This window comes from Thermoactinomyces sp. CICC 10735, assembly GCF_016055175.1.
GTDB lineage: Bacteria > Bacillota > Bacilli > Thermoactinomycetales > Thermoactinomycetaceae > Thermoactinomyces > Thermoactinomyces vulgaris.
The window spans coordinates 183,432-197,904 of the sequence record NZ_JAECVT010000004.1 but is presented as its reverse complement, the minus strand read 5'-3'; the positions used below and the strand labels follow the sequence as shown (position 1 = coordinate 197,904).

The following is a 14,473-nucleotide window of genomic DNA, read 5'->3' as shown; positions in this document are numbered from 1 at the left end:
AAAATTATGATATCTTATATCCAAAAGAGATTGTGAAGATTTGAAGTGGGGCAAAGGACATGAAAGTAACCATTTATGATGTGGCGAAAAGAGCCGGCGTTTCCATTGCAACGGTTTCAAAAGTGATCAACAACCAAACCGGCAATATGCGCGATTCAACAAAAAGACGGGTCCAAAAAGCGATGGAAGAGTTGAATTATCATCCGAACATCATGGCTTCGGCGCTCATGGGAAAAGGGACGAAAACCGTGGGGTTGTTGGTGCCGGATATATCCAATCCCTTTTTCTCGGAAATCGCCGGAATCATTGAAAACCGGGCGCATGAACGGGGCTACAGTGTGATTTTGTGCAGTACCGGTGAAAATGAAGAAAAAGAAAAGAAGTATGTGGAACTGTTACAAAACAAACTGATCGATGGTTTTATCATCGGTTCCACATTCCAAAATAAAAAAATCCTGGCCGAATTGATCCAAAACCGGTTGCCGGTGGTGTTGCTGACGCAGGATGACCCGTCCATCGATGCACCGAAAGTGATTGTGGATGATTTTAAAGGCGGCTATGAAGCAACCATGCACCATTTGCAAAACGGGCACCGGAAAATTGCCATCATCAGTGAGCAATGGGCCCTTTCCAGCGTGAAACGGACGGAAGGATATTTGCAAGCCCTTAAAACTTACGGCATTGAACCGAAACCGAAGTATATGATCAAAACCAGGGGTTCGATTCCCAACGGGATGAAAGCCTTGGACGACTTCTTCCGCTTGCCGGATCCGCCGACCGCCATTTTTGCCTGCAATGACCAGTTGGCCATCGGCGTGATTTTGGGGGCCAAAGAAAAAGGAATACGAATTCCTGATCAGCTGTCTTTGGTCGGCTTTGATGACACCATTCTGGCAAGGGCCACCTATCCGTGTCTGACCACGGTGGTCCAACCGATCTCCGAACTGGGAAATTCGGCGGTGGATTTGTTGATCGACAAAATCCAAACAGGCCGGTTTCAAAGCCAACGCATTTTGTATAACCCGGAATTGATCATCCGGGAAACAACGGGCAAAAACCCGGCGATGTGAAGCCGCCGGAGCCGGATCAGCACGGGGGCGTTGCCGGGCGGAATAGTTGATTAAAAGGGAAAAAGCCGGACAAACAAACGGAAAGGGGTGTTGCCGCCCCTTCTTTTTTGTGGAATCCTTTCCCAAAAGGCGCAGATCCAGATCGTTTGTTCGCATATTGTTACCAATTGACTGGAAGGAGGAATTTTGGACATGTTACAATAGGTTTATGTTTGAAAACGTGATGGGAAAAGGTGTGAAGATAGCGTGGGTAAATTGATTTTGATCGACGGCAACAGCATCGCGTACCGGGCTTACTATGCGTTGCCGCTTTTATCCAATGCCAGCGGGCAATATACCAATGCGGTGTACGGCTTTACCATGATGCTCATGAAAATCCTGGAAGACGAAAAGCCGACCCACATGCTGGTGGCGTTTGATGCCGGGAAAACCACATTCCGGCACAAAGATTTTCAGGAATACAAAGGAACGCGAAAAGAAACGCCGAACGAGCTGAGGGAGCAATTTCCCCTCATTAAAGAGGTTTTGGATGCTTTTCAAATTCCTTACTTCGAGGAAAGCGGCTATGAAGCGGATGACATTATCGGGACGCTTTCCAAAACGTGTGACCGCAAAGACCTGGATATCCGGATTGTCAGCGGGGATAAAGATTTGCTGCAACTGGTGAATGACCGGGTGCATGTGTTGTTGACCCGAAAAGGCATCACGGAAGTGGAGCACTATGACAGAAAGGCGATCGACGGGAAATACGGATTAAAACCGGAACAAATCATCGACCTCAAAGGCTTGATGGGGGATACTTCGGACAATATCCCGGGAATTCCGGGGGTCGGGGAAAAGACAGCTCTCAAATTGCTCCGTCTCTATCCGTCGGTGGAAGAAGTGATCGAACACGCCGATGAGTTGCCGGGGAAAAAATTGCGCGAAAAAGTGAAAGAACATCAAGCGCAGGCGCTGTTGAGCAAGAAGCTGGCCACCATCTTTACCAATGTTCCCTTGTCCCTGGAATTGGATGATCTGGCTTTGAAAGAGCGGGATGAAGAAAAAATCGTTTCGTTATTTAAGAAGCTGTCGTTTAACACGTTGCTTTCCCGCTTGTCCCCGCAAGAAGGACGGAAGGATGACCGGGATTTGAAAAGCATTTCTTATCACCGGATTGAAACCGGTGAAGCGCTCGGCCCGTGGGAGTCCTTTTTTTCCAAAGGGGATAAGGCGCTCGTGGTTGAAATGACCGAACCGCATCCGATCAAAGGGGAATTTCTGGCCATGGCGGTTTCCGACGGTGAAACCCAGCTGGTTTTGCCGGCCGGGTTGGTGAGGGAAAATCAAATGGTTCGCGATTGGCTTTCCGATTCAAAAAAGACGAAATTTGTCTACGATGCCAAAACGATTCAAACCGCCTTTCAACAACATGCCGGACTTCAGGTGGACGGGATGGCTTTTGATGTGCTGTTGGCGGCTTATTTGCTCGATCCGTCTGATTCGCATCCGGCTTTGTCTGATATCGTTGAGCGGCGTGGGGAAGGGTATTTGCCGCCGGATGAAGAGGTGTATGGAAAAGGAGTCAAACGCCGTCAATTGGAAGGGGATGAGCTGGCAGAACACCTATCGCGGAAAGCCCGGTTTGTTCACAGACTCACCCCGTTGTTGAAAGAGCAAGTGCAAGAAGCCAAACTGGATGCGCTTATGTATGAAATGGAACTGCCGCTTTCCTCCATTTTGTCTGACATGGAACAAAGGGGCGTCCGGGTGGACCATGAACGGTTGGATGAGCTGGGCCGGGAATTGAAGGCGTCAATGGACCGGTTGCAGGAAGAAATCCATGACATTGCAGGTGTGCCGTTTAATATCAATTCTCCCAAACAGCTGGGGGAAATCTTGTTTGAAAAATTGGGGCTTCCCGTGATCAAAAAAACGAAAACCGGCTATTCAACCAGTGCGGATGTTTTGGAAAAATTGGCTCCGCAACATGAAATTGTCGAGAAAATTTTACATTATCGCCAGGTTGGAAAATTGTATTCTACTTATATAGAAGGATTAAAAAAAGAGATTGGGCCGGATGGAAAAATCCATACCCAATTTCAACAAACGGTTACGGCCACCGGCCGGTTGAGTTCGACCGAGCCGAACCTGCAAAACATCCCGATCCGGATGGAGGAAGGCAGAAAAATCCGCCAGGTCTTTGTCCCTTCTCAAACAGGATGGTACATGCTGTCTGCGGATTATTCCCAGATTGAACTGAGAGTCCTTGCCCATTTGTCAGAAGACCAAAATTTGCAAAAAGCATTCAAAGAAGATAAAGATGTGCACGCCCAAACAGCCATGGATGTTTTCGGGGTCAGGGAAGATGAAGTGACGGATCAAATGCGGAGACAAGCCAAAGCCGTCAACTTTGGCATTGTGTACGGCATCAGCGGATACGGCCTGGCTCAAGGGCTGGATATTCCGCAAAAAGAGGCCAAGTTGTTTATTGAGCGTTATTTTGAAACGTATCCCGGTATCAAGCAGTATATGGACAGCACGATTGAAAAGGCCAAAAAAGAAGGTTATGTCACCACCATGTTGGGCCGGCGCCGTTATTTGCCCAAAATCAATGCCCGCAACTTCGGGGAAAGAAGTTTTGCCGAACGGACGGCCATGAACACTCCGATTCAGGGAACGGCGGCGGATATCATCAAGCATGCGATGGTGAAAGTGGACCGGTTGATGCGTGAAAAAGGGTTGAAAAGCCGGTTGCTTTTGCAAGTGCATGACGAATTGATCTTTGAAGTTCCCGAAGAAGAATTGACGGTCATGAAAGAATTGGTTCAGAATACGATGGAACAAGCTGTCCGGTTATCGGTTCCACTGAAAGTGCAAGTGAGTGTCGGGAGCAACTGGTACGAAGCAAAATAGGAGGAGAAACGATTGCCGGAATTACCTGAGGTTGAAACAGTCAGAAAAACTTTGCAAAAATTGGTCATCGGCAAACAGATCGAAGATGTGACGGTCCGTTTGCCCAGAATCATCAAACGTCCGGATGACACAGAGGCCTTTCGGCGCATGTTGGCCGGGACCACCATCATCGGGATCGGCCGGCGGGGAAAGTTTTTGAAAATCGTCTGCGATCCGCTGGTGCTGGTTTCTCATCTGCGCATGGAAGGAAAGTATCGTCTGGCGGAACAAGGGGAGCCTTGCGAGAAGCATACCCATGTCATCTTTCACTTTACGGACGGTACCGAGCTCCGCTACCGGGATGTGCGGCAATTTGGCACCATGCACTTGTTTCCATACGGGGAAGAAGATGAGCAGTTGCCGTTGAAGAAACTGGGGCCGGAGCCGCTTACGGATGAGTTTCAGCTTTCCTGGTTTCAGGCGTTGCTCGCCAAACGGAAAACCAATATCAAAGCGGTTCTTTTAAATCAGGAATATATCGCGGGGCTTGGAAATATTTATGTGGACGAGTCTTTGTTCCGGGCGGCGATTCATCCGACCCGGACGGCTTCGTCATTAAAGGAAGAAGAAGTGGAACGTTTGTACCACAGCATTCAACAAACCCTGAAAGAAGCCATTGAACTGGGAGGGTCTTCCGTCCGTTCTTATTTGAACGGGGAAGGCGAAATGGGAATGTTCCAGTTGAGAATCCAGGTTTATGGCCGGAAACATGAACCTTGTCCCAAATGCGGAAGGCCGATTGAACGGATGGTTGTGGCCGGGCGGGGAACGCATGTGTGTTCCCATTGCCAACGGTGACCTCATGGATGGTTCCTTCATAAGATAGGGTAACAAATGCCTATCTTATGAGGGGGATCAGTGATGTTGCATGGTTGGTTGATCATCGCGTTGGCTTTTGCGGTCAGTTTGGACAGTTTTGGAGTGGGAACAACCTATGGGCTGAGAAAAATTCGTATCCCCCTGGTATCTACCGTCATCATTGCCGGATGCTCAGGCGCCGTGCTATACATGGGGATGTGCATGGGGAAATTTTTTTCTGCTTTGTTTTCCCCCGTATTTACCCAAGCACTCGGAGCCGTTTTATTGATCGTCCTCGGCTTGTGGATCATTTTTCAGGGGGAAAAGAATTTAAAAGAAACGAATGAGGATGAAATCCGTTCGCAGAGTCCATCCTGTTTATCGATAAAAACCTGGACCTTTCAAATCAAACGCCTTGGCTTGGTGGTCAAGGTGTTAAAAACCCCCGTGATGGCAGATATGGATAATTCCGGATCGATTTCTTCCGCCGAAGCGTTTTTGTTGGGAACGGCTTTGTCCCTGGATGCTTTTGGCGCCGGCATCGGGGCGGCGATGATGGGGTTCCCGCCTGTTCCCACAGCCTTTTTGATTGCTTTGATGAGTGCCTTGTTTTTACGGTTGGGGATGTGGATCGGGTTTTCCTGTGCCAAGAACTTAAAAAATCGTTTCTGGGCATATATGCCGGGGGTTATTTTGATTTTGCTCGGAGTGATGCGATTCATGTGAAAAGGTGGTGAAGGACGTTGTTGGTGGGATTGACGGGAAGCATCGCAACCGGAAAAAGCACGGTTTCAGAGATGTTTCGCCGAAAGGGAGCGGAAATCATCGATGCAGACCAAATTGCCCGCGAAGTGGTTGAGCCGGGAACCGAAGGGTTGGAGCGGATTGCCCGGGAATTCGGCCCCGGAATACTGGATGATGAAGGGAAACTGAATCGCGAACGGTTGGGAGCAAGAATTTTTCATAACCCTGCCGAACGGGAAAAGTTGAATCGGTTGTTGCATCCGTTGATCGTGGATTCCATGCGTGACAAAACGGAAAAAATAAAAAAAGAGAAAGATCCGGATTTGTTGATTTGGGATGTCCCGTTGCTGATTGAAGGGAATTTGACGCAATGGGTGGAAGCCGTTATTTTAGTATATACACCGAAAGAAATCCAATTGGAACGATTAATGAAACGAAACGCACTTTCCAGAGAGGAAGCGGAAAAACGGATTCTCGCACAGATGGATATCGAAGAGAAAAAGAAGCATGCCGATTATGTGATTGACAATCGGGGAACTTTGTCAGAGACGGAAAGACAGGTTGATCAGTTATGGAAACAACTAATCTCAAAAAGTGGGTAAAGCCGGCAGTGGATGCACTGCCTCCCAAGCGCACGATCATGATCGCCTTAATCCTGTTGCTGGTGTTTGTCATCGTGGCCATCCCGCTTTTTAACATGATGATCTATCCGTTGAAATATGAAGAATATATTTTTAACAGTGCGATTGAAACCAACGCCGATCCCTTTTTGATCATGGCGATTATCCGGGTGGAAACCAAGTTTCAACCGAAAAGGGAATCGCATGTCGGGGCACAGGGTTTGATGCAAATTATGCCGGATACTGCGGATTTTATCATCAAAAACGGAAACTTTTCACCAGCGTTGAAAGATTACGTGTATGACCCGGCTATCAACATACAATTGGGAAGCTGGTATATTGCTTACTTGACCGAACGGTACAAAGGAAATAAAGTGGCGGTCATGGCCGCTTACAATGCCGGTCATGGCCGTGTCGACAAATGGTTGGAGCAAGGGGTTTGGGACGGCACACGGCAAAATGTCACACAAATTCCGGAGAATTTCGGGGAGACCCGCCATTATGTGACCAGGGTCAGTTATTATTATGAGAAGTACAAACAATTGTACCAAGGGGAATTCGAGGAATACAAAAGAAAACAAGAAAAATGAATACGGTTTGAAACCTGTTCCCGTACAGGAACAGGTTTTTTTGTTTCTGCTGGTTGCAAAATGTGACATACTTATTATAATAAAAGTGAATATTAGCGTGTGACAAATGGGAAGGGGTATACCATTATGGCAGTTCGTATCGCAATTAACGGATTTGGGCGCATTGGAAGAATGGTTTTCCGCAAAGCTATGGAAGTTCCGGGAATCGAAGTGGTTGCCGTGAATGCGAGTTATCCGGCTGAAACCTTGGCGCATTTGATTAAGTATGACACAATTCACGGGTTATATCATAAAGATGTGACGGTATCCGATCACGGTTTTCGTGTCGATGGACATGAAGTCCGTCTGGTTTCCAACCGCAATCCCGAAGAGTTGCCCTGGCGCGAATTGGATATTGACATTGTAGTAGAAGCGACGGGAAAATTCCGGGACCGCGAAGGGGCGCAAAAACATTTGAACGCCGGCGCCAAAAAAGTGGTGATCACCGCTCCCGGAAAAGATGAGGATATCACGGTTGTCATGGGAGTTAATGAAAGCGATTACGATCCGGACCGGCATCACATTATTTCGAATGCATCCTGCACCACCAACGGCTTGGCACCGGTGGCCAAAGTGTTGCATGAATCGTTCGGGATTGTCCACGGGTTGATGACCACGGTTCACGCGTACACCAATGACCAGAAGAACCTGGATAATCCGCATAAAGATTTGCGCAGGGCCCGTGCTTGTGCGCAATCCATCATTCCGACCAAAACCGGGGCGGCCAAAGCATTGGGGTTGGTGATTCCCGAACTGCAAGGGAAGTTGAACGGATTTGCCCTTCGGGTTCCCACGCCGAACGTTTCGGTCATTGATTTGGTGGTGGATACGGAAAAACCGGTGACCAAAGAAGAGGTCAACCAAGCGTTGAAACATGCAGCCCAAACCCGTTTCAAAGGGATTTTGGATGTTTGTGAAGCGCCGCTGGTTTCTTCCGATTTCAACGGAAACGAACATTCATCCATTGTGGATGCCTTGTCGACCATGGTCATGGGCAACCGGCAAGTGAAAATCCTGGCCTGGTATGACAATGAGTGGGGATATTCCTGCCGTGTCGTCGACTTGGCCAAATATGTCGGGGAAAAAATGAACACGAAAGTGACAGTGTGACGGGATGAAAAGCTTGTGGAAAATGATTCTGCAAGCTTTTTCCTTTTATAGGATGTTTTTGCCGGGCGTTCGACGGATTGTTTATTTAATGAAACAAATAGAATGTATGTTCTCTATTTAGGGTTTTTCACTTTTGGGAAAATAAATTTGTAACAGCTTACAAGGTCTGATGAACGCCGCTGAAGCTGTGACATGATCCTTGAAAGGAAGGTTGAACCATGAGTGTTTATGAATATACCGTTGTCACCAATCAAGGGAAGGAACAATCTCTTGGAGAATATGAAGGGAACGTCCTGTTGATCGTCAATACGGCGAGCCGGTGCGGATTTGCCCCGCAATTCAAAGAGTTGCAAGAACTGTATGAAAAATACCACAGCCGCGGCTTCTATGTGCTGGGCTTCCCGTGCAACCAATTTGGAAACCAAGAACCGGGAACGGACGAAGAAATCCGCAATTTTTGCGAAATAAACTACCGCGTCACCTTTCCCTTGTTTCAAAAAGTGGATGTGAAGGGGGAAAATCAACATCCGCTTTTCAAATACCTGACCCAATCGGCACAAGGATTGTTAAACAAAGAGATCAAATGGAACTTCACCAAATTCCTGGTTGACCGGCAAGGAAATGTGGTCAAACGCTTTGCTCCGACCACCTCGCCCAAGAAGATTGCCCCCCGGATCGAAGCCTTGTTGGATCAGAAGTGAGTCCGGACCGGTGACAAAATATGGGTTGAATCCTGTCAACAAATATTTAAAATGGAAATATGACATTTGCGCTCAGAATGAGGGTGGTTCGCACAGAGACGCAAAAGCAGACGAAGTCAGGAGGAGATGATGAAACGTTGAGATGCCCGTTTTGCGGAAATCATGGCAGCCGTGTCCTGGACTCCCGCCCGGTTCATGAAGGAAGGGCGATTCGCCGGCGCAGGGAATGCGAAAAGTGCGAACAGCGCTTCACCACTTTTGAAATGATTGAAGAACAACCGCTCATCGTGATCAAAAAAGACGGGAGCCGCGAAGAATTCAGCCGGGAAAAGCTGCTTCGCGGCCTGATTCGTGCCTGCGAAAAAAGGCCGGTTCCGTTGGCCAAGCTGGAAGACCTTGTCGTGGATATTGAAAGAAAGTTGCGTCAAGGCGGAGCGGCAGAAGTTCCGTCCAAAGAAATCGGTGAAATGGTGATGGAGCGGCTGGTTGACATTGATGAAGTTTCGTATGTGCGGTTTGCCTCGGTCTACCGGCAATTTAAAGACATCAACGTTTTTGTCAATGAATTGGAAGAACTGCTGCAACGGTCGCAAATGGCCTTTGATAAAGAAAAAAAACAAGGGTCTGAGTAAGAATTGGTGGTAAATGGGATTTGATGATCCGGCAGGCTCTTATGTTACAATGATATTCCAATGCTAGCGAATGCGAAGTGCAGAGGAGGCCAAACCATGGCTATGTTTTGGAAAGACGCGGGTTGGCGTTGCCGCACCCATCGTCCGATCCATCAAGCAGATCTCATTGGGCTGATTCATCTGTATCAACCCATTGTCGGAGCTTCTGCCATCTCATTATACATGACGCTGGCCTGTCAAGTTCCCCTTCACCGTGCCGGTGTTTCCAAGTTGTATGCTCATTCGTATTTATTGCAATTATGTTCTTTTACGTTTGATCAACTGTTGGAAGCCAGACATTTGCTGGAAGGTGTCGGACTGATCAATACGTATGAGATCGAAGAGGAAGAAGATCATGTTTATTATGAATACGAAATGCTTCCCCCACTGACGCCGGCAAAGTTTTTTCAAAGTGATATTTTAAGTGTCACGCTTTACAACTCATTGGGCAAAGAAAGGTACATTGCATTAAAAGACTGGCTGACCGGGGACACCCGTTTTCAACCTGGCCGGAAGGAAGAAAAAAAGAAAAACATCACCCGCTCGTTTCAGGATGTGTTTGACAGCATTTCGCCGGCAGAACTGGCCAAACAAGCTGAACGGGAAAAAGAAATGACCGTGCCGGTGGCCAAAATCGACGAAAGCCTGCATCAGGGAAAAAGGCCGGATTTTAAGCAGGACATTGATTTTTCCATGCTGGAGTTGCGCTTGGCGCATTTATTGGGAAAAGATGTTTGGACGGAGGATTTAAAACAAGAAATCAGAGAGCTTGGTTTTTTGTATCAGCTGGATGAATGGGCGATTTTAAAAGCGTTGCAGAATCCTTATGTGACCAGTCACGGGCAAATCCGTCTGGACCGCTTGCGTTCTTTTGTCCGAAGTGAATATTGCATGCAGTTTGGCAGCACGCCCGTGGTGGCCAAGAAGGCGGATGCGGAACAGGCAAAAGAGGAGAAAAAGATGCCGACGGATCCGGATAAGCCGCTTTCCGAAGAAGAAAAGCACATTCGGCAGTTGGCGCAAATTTCCCCCATGCAACTTTTGGCATTTTACCAGAAAGGCGGGCGAATCCCGGCCAGCGATGTGGAAATCGTGGAGTCGTTGATTCGCCATTACGGATTGCCGCCGGGGGTTGTCAATGTGCTCTTGGAATATGTCTTGTTGAAATATGATTATAAACTGCCGCGGAATTTGGTGGAAAAAATTGCGGGCCATTGGAAGCGGCTGGGGATTTCCACGGTGGAAGAGGCCGTGGAGCAGGCGAAAAAAGAAGAATGGGAAACGAAAAGGAAAAAGCAGCAGCCGCGTTCTTTCCATCCGAAAAGTCCCCGCAACAAGCCGGAAGCATTGCCCCGGACGTTGCAAATGCAAATGGAACAATCCAAACGGTCAAAATCCGAACAAGAGGCAAAAGATGAATGGGCTGACCAGCAGGAACAGATTCGCGCGAAACTTCGGTTGATGAATGAGCGCTTTGTGGCCGGCAACAAGGAGAAAAAAAACACCCCCTGAATCAACGAATGGTTGCAGGGGGTGTCAGAAGAAAAAAATTTCCTGATTCATCTTGCATGTTTGATGCTTGCATGATATAATATCATTTGTCGCCAACAATTTGTTACATAAGGTTCGGTAGCTCAGTCGGTAGAGCAGAGGACTGAAAATCCTCGTGTCGGCGGTTCGATTCCGTCCCGAACCACCATTTTTTTGCCGGGGTGGCGGAATTGGCAGACGCACAGGACTTAAAATCCTGCGGTGGGTGTACCACCGTGTCGGTTCGAGTCCGACCCTCGGCACCACAACAAAAAAAATCCTCCTGTTTTCAATGGGTGAATTCACATCGCCTGAAAACAGGAGGATTTTTTGTGCAGTATTCCCGCCCCATCCGTTTTGATTTGTGATACGATGGACATGATTGGGTTGGCGGTCGATCTGACTCTTTAGGAGGTTGAATAGATATGTCGAAGATTGATTCCATAATCGAAAGGGCGCTTGCCGGAGAACGCCTGGGGTTTGAAGACGGGCTGGCTCTGTGGGAAAGTGATGAGATAGAAAAAATGGGATGGGCAGCGGACCAGATCATGAAAAAATGGCATCCGGAGCCGATCACAACGTTTGTCATCGGTCGCAATATCAATTATACCAATATCTGTGATACGTATTGCCGGTTTTGTGCGTTTTACCGCCGGCCGGGGTCGGAAGAAGGATATGTCCTGCCGAATGAAGTGATCTTCCAAAAAATCCAGGAAACCGTGGATGTGGGCGGGACGGAAATTCTGATGCAAGGCGGCACCAATCCGGATTTGCCGTTTGAATATTATACGAATCTGTTACGGGAAATTAAAAAACGCTTTCCCGATATCACCATGCATTCTTTTTCGCCCGCTGAAATCCTGAAAATGAAAGTAGTTTCCGGCCTTTCCCTGGAAGAGGTGGTCCGCCGGTTGCATGAAGCGGGGTTGGATTCCCTGCCTGGTGGCGGAGCGGAAATCCTGGATGATGAAATTCGCCGGAAAATCAGCCGGTTGAAAGGTTCTTGGCGGGACTGGATGGATGTCATGCAAACGGCCCATCGCGTGGGGATGCATACCACGGCAACCATGGTGATCGGTTTTGGCGAAACGAATGAACACCGGGTGAATCATTTGCTCCGGATCCGGCAGGCCCAAGACGAGACGAAAGGTTTCCTCGCTTTCATCGTATGGACGTTCCAGCCGGACAACACCAATTTGAAACGGGAAAAATTGCCGCCTGAAGAATATTTGAAAGCGGTGGCGATCGCCCGTTTGATGCTGGATAATATCCCCAATCTCCAATCCTCCTGGGTAACCATGGGACCGGAAATCGGGAAAAAATCACTGCACTTCGGCTGCAATGACTTTGGAAGCACCATGATCGAAGAAAATGTGGTTTCGGCTGCCGGCACCACTCATAAAGTAAACAACCATCTCATTTTGCGCCTGATCCGGGAAGCCGGGAAAATTCCGGCGCAACGGAACACGAAATATGAGATCTTGCGTGTTTTTCAAGAGGGAGAGTATACCGAAAAGGATTTCGTGATGCAAAACTGATTGGGGTTTTGGATGCAATGGCACTCCGGTACCGGGGTGTCATTTTATAATTTAAGAAAATAAATAGATTTTACTTTATATATTTGCTATTTTAAATATGTGATCAAAAAGGTTTTCTTATGGCAAATCCTTCATTTGCCCTCAGATACAGAGAGATAGGAGGAGAGGGTTTGACAGGAAAAACACATTTTGCCATCGGCGTGGCATCGGGTGTCGGACTGGCCGTGGCCTCCGGAAATACGGATGATGTAGGAGAACTTGCTTTAACCATTGTTTTGGCGGGAATTGCTTCTTTGCTCCCGGACATCGATGAAGACGGCAGCCTGATCAACAACTTTTTGTTTCCTTCGCTGAGCAGGACCTACCGGTCATTTGCGCTGGCGGCTTTGGGATTGGTCATGATTCTGTTGTTTTTCATCAAAAGCCTGCCTCTTTGGGTGTTACTGATGGGGGTTTTTGCCGCCGGCGTCGCTTATGCCCCTCACCGGTCGGTTACCCATTCGATTCTTACCTGCGCTTATGTTACTTGGATGTTTTACACGATTCAACCGTGGATGTCCGTACCGGTGTTGGTCGGTTATTTGTCCCATCTTTTTGCAGATACGTTAACCAGTGCGGGTGTTCCTTATTTGTGGCCTTATAAAAAGAAATTTTCAATGAAAGCTTTTGGAATCAAAGTGAAAACGGGCGGGAGCGAAGAAAAATTGATCGGAAGGCTGTCCATTTTGTTGGCTGCGCTGGGGTTTGTTTATTTGATCGGACTGATTCTTTATAACGAAGTAAAAATGGCCGGATGGTTCTGAAGAGAAGGCTTGGTTTTTTGACCAAGTCTTTTTTATTTCTTGTGGGTCCTTTTGTTTTTTTGTATACCGTTATTGGTTGCAACATATATTGGTATGGAAAGTGGTTCTGAGAATATCCGTGGATGGGAGGGGAGACGGTTGAAATATCTGATTTCGTTTGATCAGAGAGATGAGCCATTTCGTTCCTGTTTGCAAGACTTGCGGGAGGGCATCCGCTCCGTCTGCCCGGTTTTTGACATGAAAGAGATGGGGATGGGAGAACGTTTTGTCATCCTCATCCGGTTGAGAAAGTGGATGGATGAGAAACAAAGGGATCGGATTGTATGGCAAGTGGGCAAAATCCTGACCCGTTACATTTGTGACCATCTGGAACCGAAATGGATCAGCAAAATGATTCAATCCAGTCACCATTATTTCACAAAGCAGGAAATCAGGCAGATTCAGCAGCAGGTGTTGGAGCAATTGGAGACCAGCGCATGGGAATGCCAACAGGTGATATACCGCAGCCGGCGGGAGAAATTGGAGAAACAAATCACCGGATTTTTGAAAGAAAATCATCACATTGCTTTGGACGGTTTTGTTTCCTTTCGCTTGAAGGCATACCGGAAAACGCTGATGGCTTGTGTGGAGGAAGCCATTCGAGCTTACCGTTTGAAAAGGCAATACCATGAATTTATTGAATTGTTGCGCATGTTCATCGAGTCCCGGCCCCCGAAAATCGGGCTGGTGCATGTCATCCATGACAACCAACAATTTCATGTGCTGAAATCGGACGGCACCCCGGTTTTGGACAAAGACCTGGAGCCGGTTTTTATGGAAATGGCCGATCAAACGGCATCCCAAAAAGATCACCTGATGAGCATTTTGTTAAGCATGACGCCGGAGCGAATCATCATTCATACCACCTGTCCGGATGAAAATGTGATCAAGACCCTGATGCAAATTTTTGAAGGAAGAGTGATGACTTGTGACGGCTGCAGCCAATGTCAGCCTTCCGCCCGGCCGTTTTTGGAAGATGCTTGACGAACCCGTGACGGAATGAGTATAATACATAACAAATTTTATCCGAAAGCAATGATGAGGACACGGGCATCTCCGACGGTTTCAGAGAGTGGGGGTCAGCGGCTGGAAGCCTCCATAACCCAATCGGAAAATGCTTACCACCTCAGAGCTGCAACAAGGAACGCATCTTGGATGCCAGTAATTGTTGCCGGGACTCGCCGTTATTGAGATGAGAGAACCTTGAACAGCCTGGTCCGGCTGTTTCAGGTTGAAAAAGGGTGGAACCGCGACGACCAGCTCGTCCCTTTATGGGAGGGGCTTTT

The 14,473-nt window shown here is 47.8% G+C and carries 13 protein-coding genes and 2 tRNA genes; all 15 read left to right on the top strand.

What is annotated here, in order from left to right; genetic code table 11:
• Positions 1–59 precede the first annotated feature (59 nt).
• The 15 genes from I8U23_RS09920 to ytxC all read left to right on the top strand — a co-directional run bounded on the left by I8U23_RS09920 (position 60) and on the right by ytxC (position 14,171).
• Complete coding sequence (locus I8U23_RS09920; RefSeq protein ID WP_198051001.1) at positions 60–1,070, top strand: LacI family DNA-binding transcriptional regulator; 1,011 nt, start codon at positions 60–62, stop codon at positions 1,068–1,070.
• Positions 1,071–1,316: 246 nt separating this feature from the next.
• Positions 1,317–3,965: a DNA polymerase I gene (gene polA / locus I8U23_RS09915; protein WP_198051000.1), complete on the top strand. Its 2,649-nt coding sequence runs from the start codon at positions 1,317–1,319 to the stop codon at positions 3,963–3,965.
• Between the two features lie 12 nt (positions 3,966–3,977).
• The gene (gene mutM, locus I8U23_RS09910) at positions 3,978–4,802 is read left to right on the top strand and encodes a DNA-formamidopyrimidine glycosylase (RefSeq protein WP_037993430.1); all 825 of its coding nucleotides are present in this window, start codon (positions 3,978–3,980) and stop codon (positions 4,800–4,802) included.
• Positions 4,803–4,865: 63 nt separating this feature from the next.
• Positions 4,866–5,528 carry a sporulation membrane protein YtaF gene (gene ytaF / locus I8U23_RS09905; RefSeq protein ID WP_121873949.1) on the top strand — a complete coding sequence of 221 codons (663 nt, stop codon included), beginning with the start codon at positions 4,866–4,868 and terminating at the stop codon, positions 5,526–5,528.
• A gap of 23 nt (positions 5,529–5,551) precedes the next feature.
• Complete coding sequence (gene coaE / locus I8U23_RS09900) at positions 5,552–6,148, top strand: dephospho-CoA kinase (protein ID WP_309485138.1); 597 nt, start codon at positions 5,552–5,554, stop codon at positions 6,146–6,148.
• Entirely contained in the window at positions 6,118–6,756 is a 639-nt protein-coding gene (locus I8U23_RS09895; RefSeq protein ID WP_049719793.1) for a lytic transglycosylase domain-containing protein, read from the top strand. Before coaE ends, I8U23_RS09895 begins: the two co-directional genes overlap by 31 nt.
• A gap of 126 nt (positions 6,757–6,882) precedes the next feature.
• Complete coding sequence (locus tag I8U23_RS09890) at positions 6,883–7,905, top strand: glyceraldehyde-3-phosphate dehydrogenase (protein ID WP_037993424.1); 1,023 nt, start codon at positions 6,883–6,885, stop codon at positions 7,903–7,905.
• 218 nt (positions 7,906–8,123) lie between these two features.
• Complete coding sequence (locus I8U23_RS09885; protein ID WP_198050999.1) at positions 8,124–8,606, top strand: glutathione peroxidase; 483 nt, start codon at positions 8,124–8,126, stop codon at positions 8,604–8,606.
• A 137-nt stretch (positions 8,607–8,743) separates the two neighbouring features.
• On the top strand, positions 8,744–9,238 hold the full coding sequence (nrdR, locus tag I8U23_RS09880; protein ID WP_037993421.1) for a transcriptional regulator NrdR: 495 nt from the start codon (positions 8,744–8,746) through the stop codon (positions 9,236–9,238).
• A gap of 96 nt (positions 9,239–9,334) precedes the next feature.
• On the top strand, positions 9,335–10,789 hold the full coding sequence (locus I8U23_RS09875; RefSeq protein ID WP_037993419.1) for a replication initiation and membrane attachment family protein: 1,455 nt from the start codon (positions 9,335–9,337) through the stop codon (positions 10,787–10,789).
• Between the two features lie 111 nt (positions 10,790–10,900).
• Positions 10,901–10,976: transfer RNA gene (locus tag I8U23_RS09870), tRNA-Phe, on the top strand.
• A gap of 7 nt (positions 10,977–10,983) precedes the next feature.
• Positions 10,984–11,073, top strand: a tRNA-Leu gene (locus tag I8U23_RS09865).
• 159 nt (positions 11,074–11,232) lie between these two features.
• Positions 11,233–12,345, top strand: a complete 1,113-nt coding sequence (mqnC, locus tag I8U23_RS09860) for a cyclic dehypoxanthinyl futalosine synthase (RefSeq protein WP_198050998.1) — start codon at positions 11,233–11,235, stop codon at positions 12,343–12,345.
• A 170-nt stretch (positions 12,346–12,515) separates the two neighbouring features.
• Positions 12,516–13,148 (top strand): metal-dependent hydrolase, encoded by a 633-nt coding sequence (locus tag I8U23_RS09855; RefSeq protein WP_049719795.1) that lies wholly within the window; start codon positions 12,516–12,518, stop codon positions 13,146–13,148.
• 138 nt (positions 13,149–13,286) lie between these two features.
• The gene (gene ytxC / locus I8U23_RS09850; protein WP_198050997.1) at positions 13,287–14,171 is read left to right on the top strand and encodes a putative sporulation protein YtxC; all 885 of its coding nucleotides are present in this window, start codon (positions 13,287–13,289) and stop codon (positions 14,169–14,171) included.
• Positions 14,172–14,473: the final 302 nt, after the last annotated feature.

Bases quoted from the DNA above. Each gene is read 5' to 3' on its own strand.
- I8U23_RS09920 (WP_198051001.1), top strand. From the start codon at position 60: ATGAAAGTAACCATTTATGATGTGGCGAAAAGAGCCGGCGTTTCCATT.
- ytaF (WP_121873949.1), top strand. From the start codon at position 4,866: ATGTTGCATGGTTGGTTGATCATCGCGTTGGCTTTTGCGGTCAGTTTG.
- I8U23_RS09895 (WP_049719793.1), top strand. From the start codon at position 6,118: ATGGAAACAACTAATCTCAAAAAGTGGGTAAAGCCGGCAGTGGATGCA.
- I8U23_RS09890 (WP_037993424.1), top strand. From the start codon at position 6,883: ATGGCAGTTCGTATCGCAATTAACGGATTTGGGCGCATTGGAAGAATG.
- I8U23_RS09885 (WP_198050999.1), top strand. From the start codon at position 8,124: ATGAGTGTTTATGAATATACCGTTGTCACCAATCAAGGGAAGGAACAA.
- I8U23_RS09875 (WP_037993419.1), top strand. From the start codon at position 9,335: ATGGCTATGTTTTGGAAAGACGCGGGTTGGCGTTGCCGCACCCATCGT.
- mqnC (WP_198050998.1), top strand. From the start codon at position 11,233: ATGTCGAAGATTGATTCCATAATCGAAAGGGCGCTTGCCGGAGAACGC.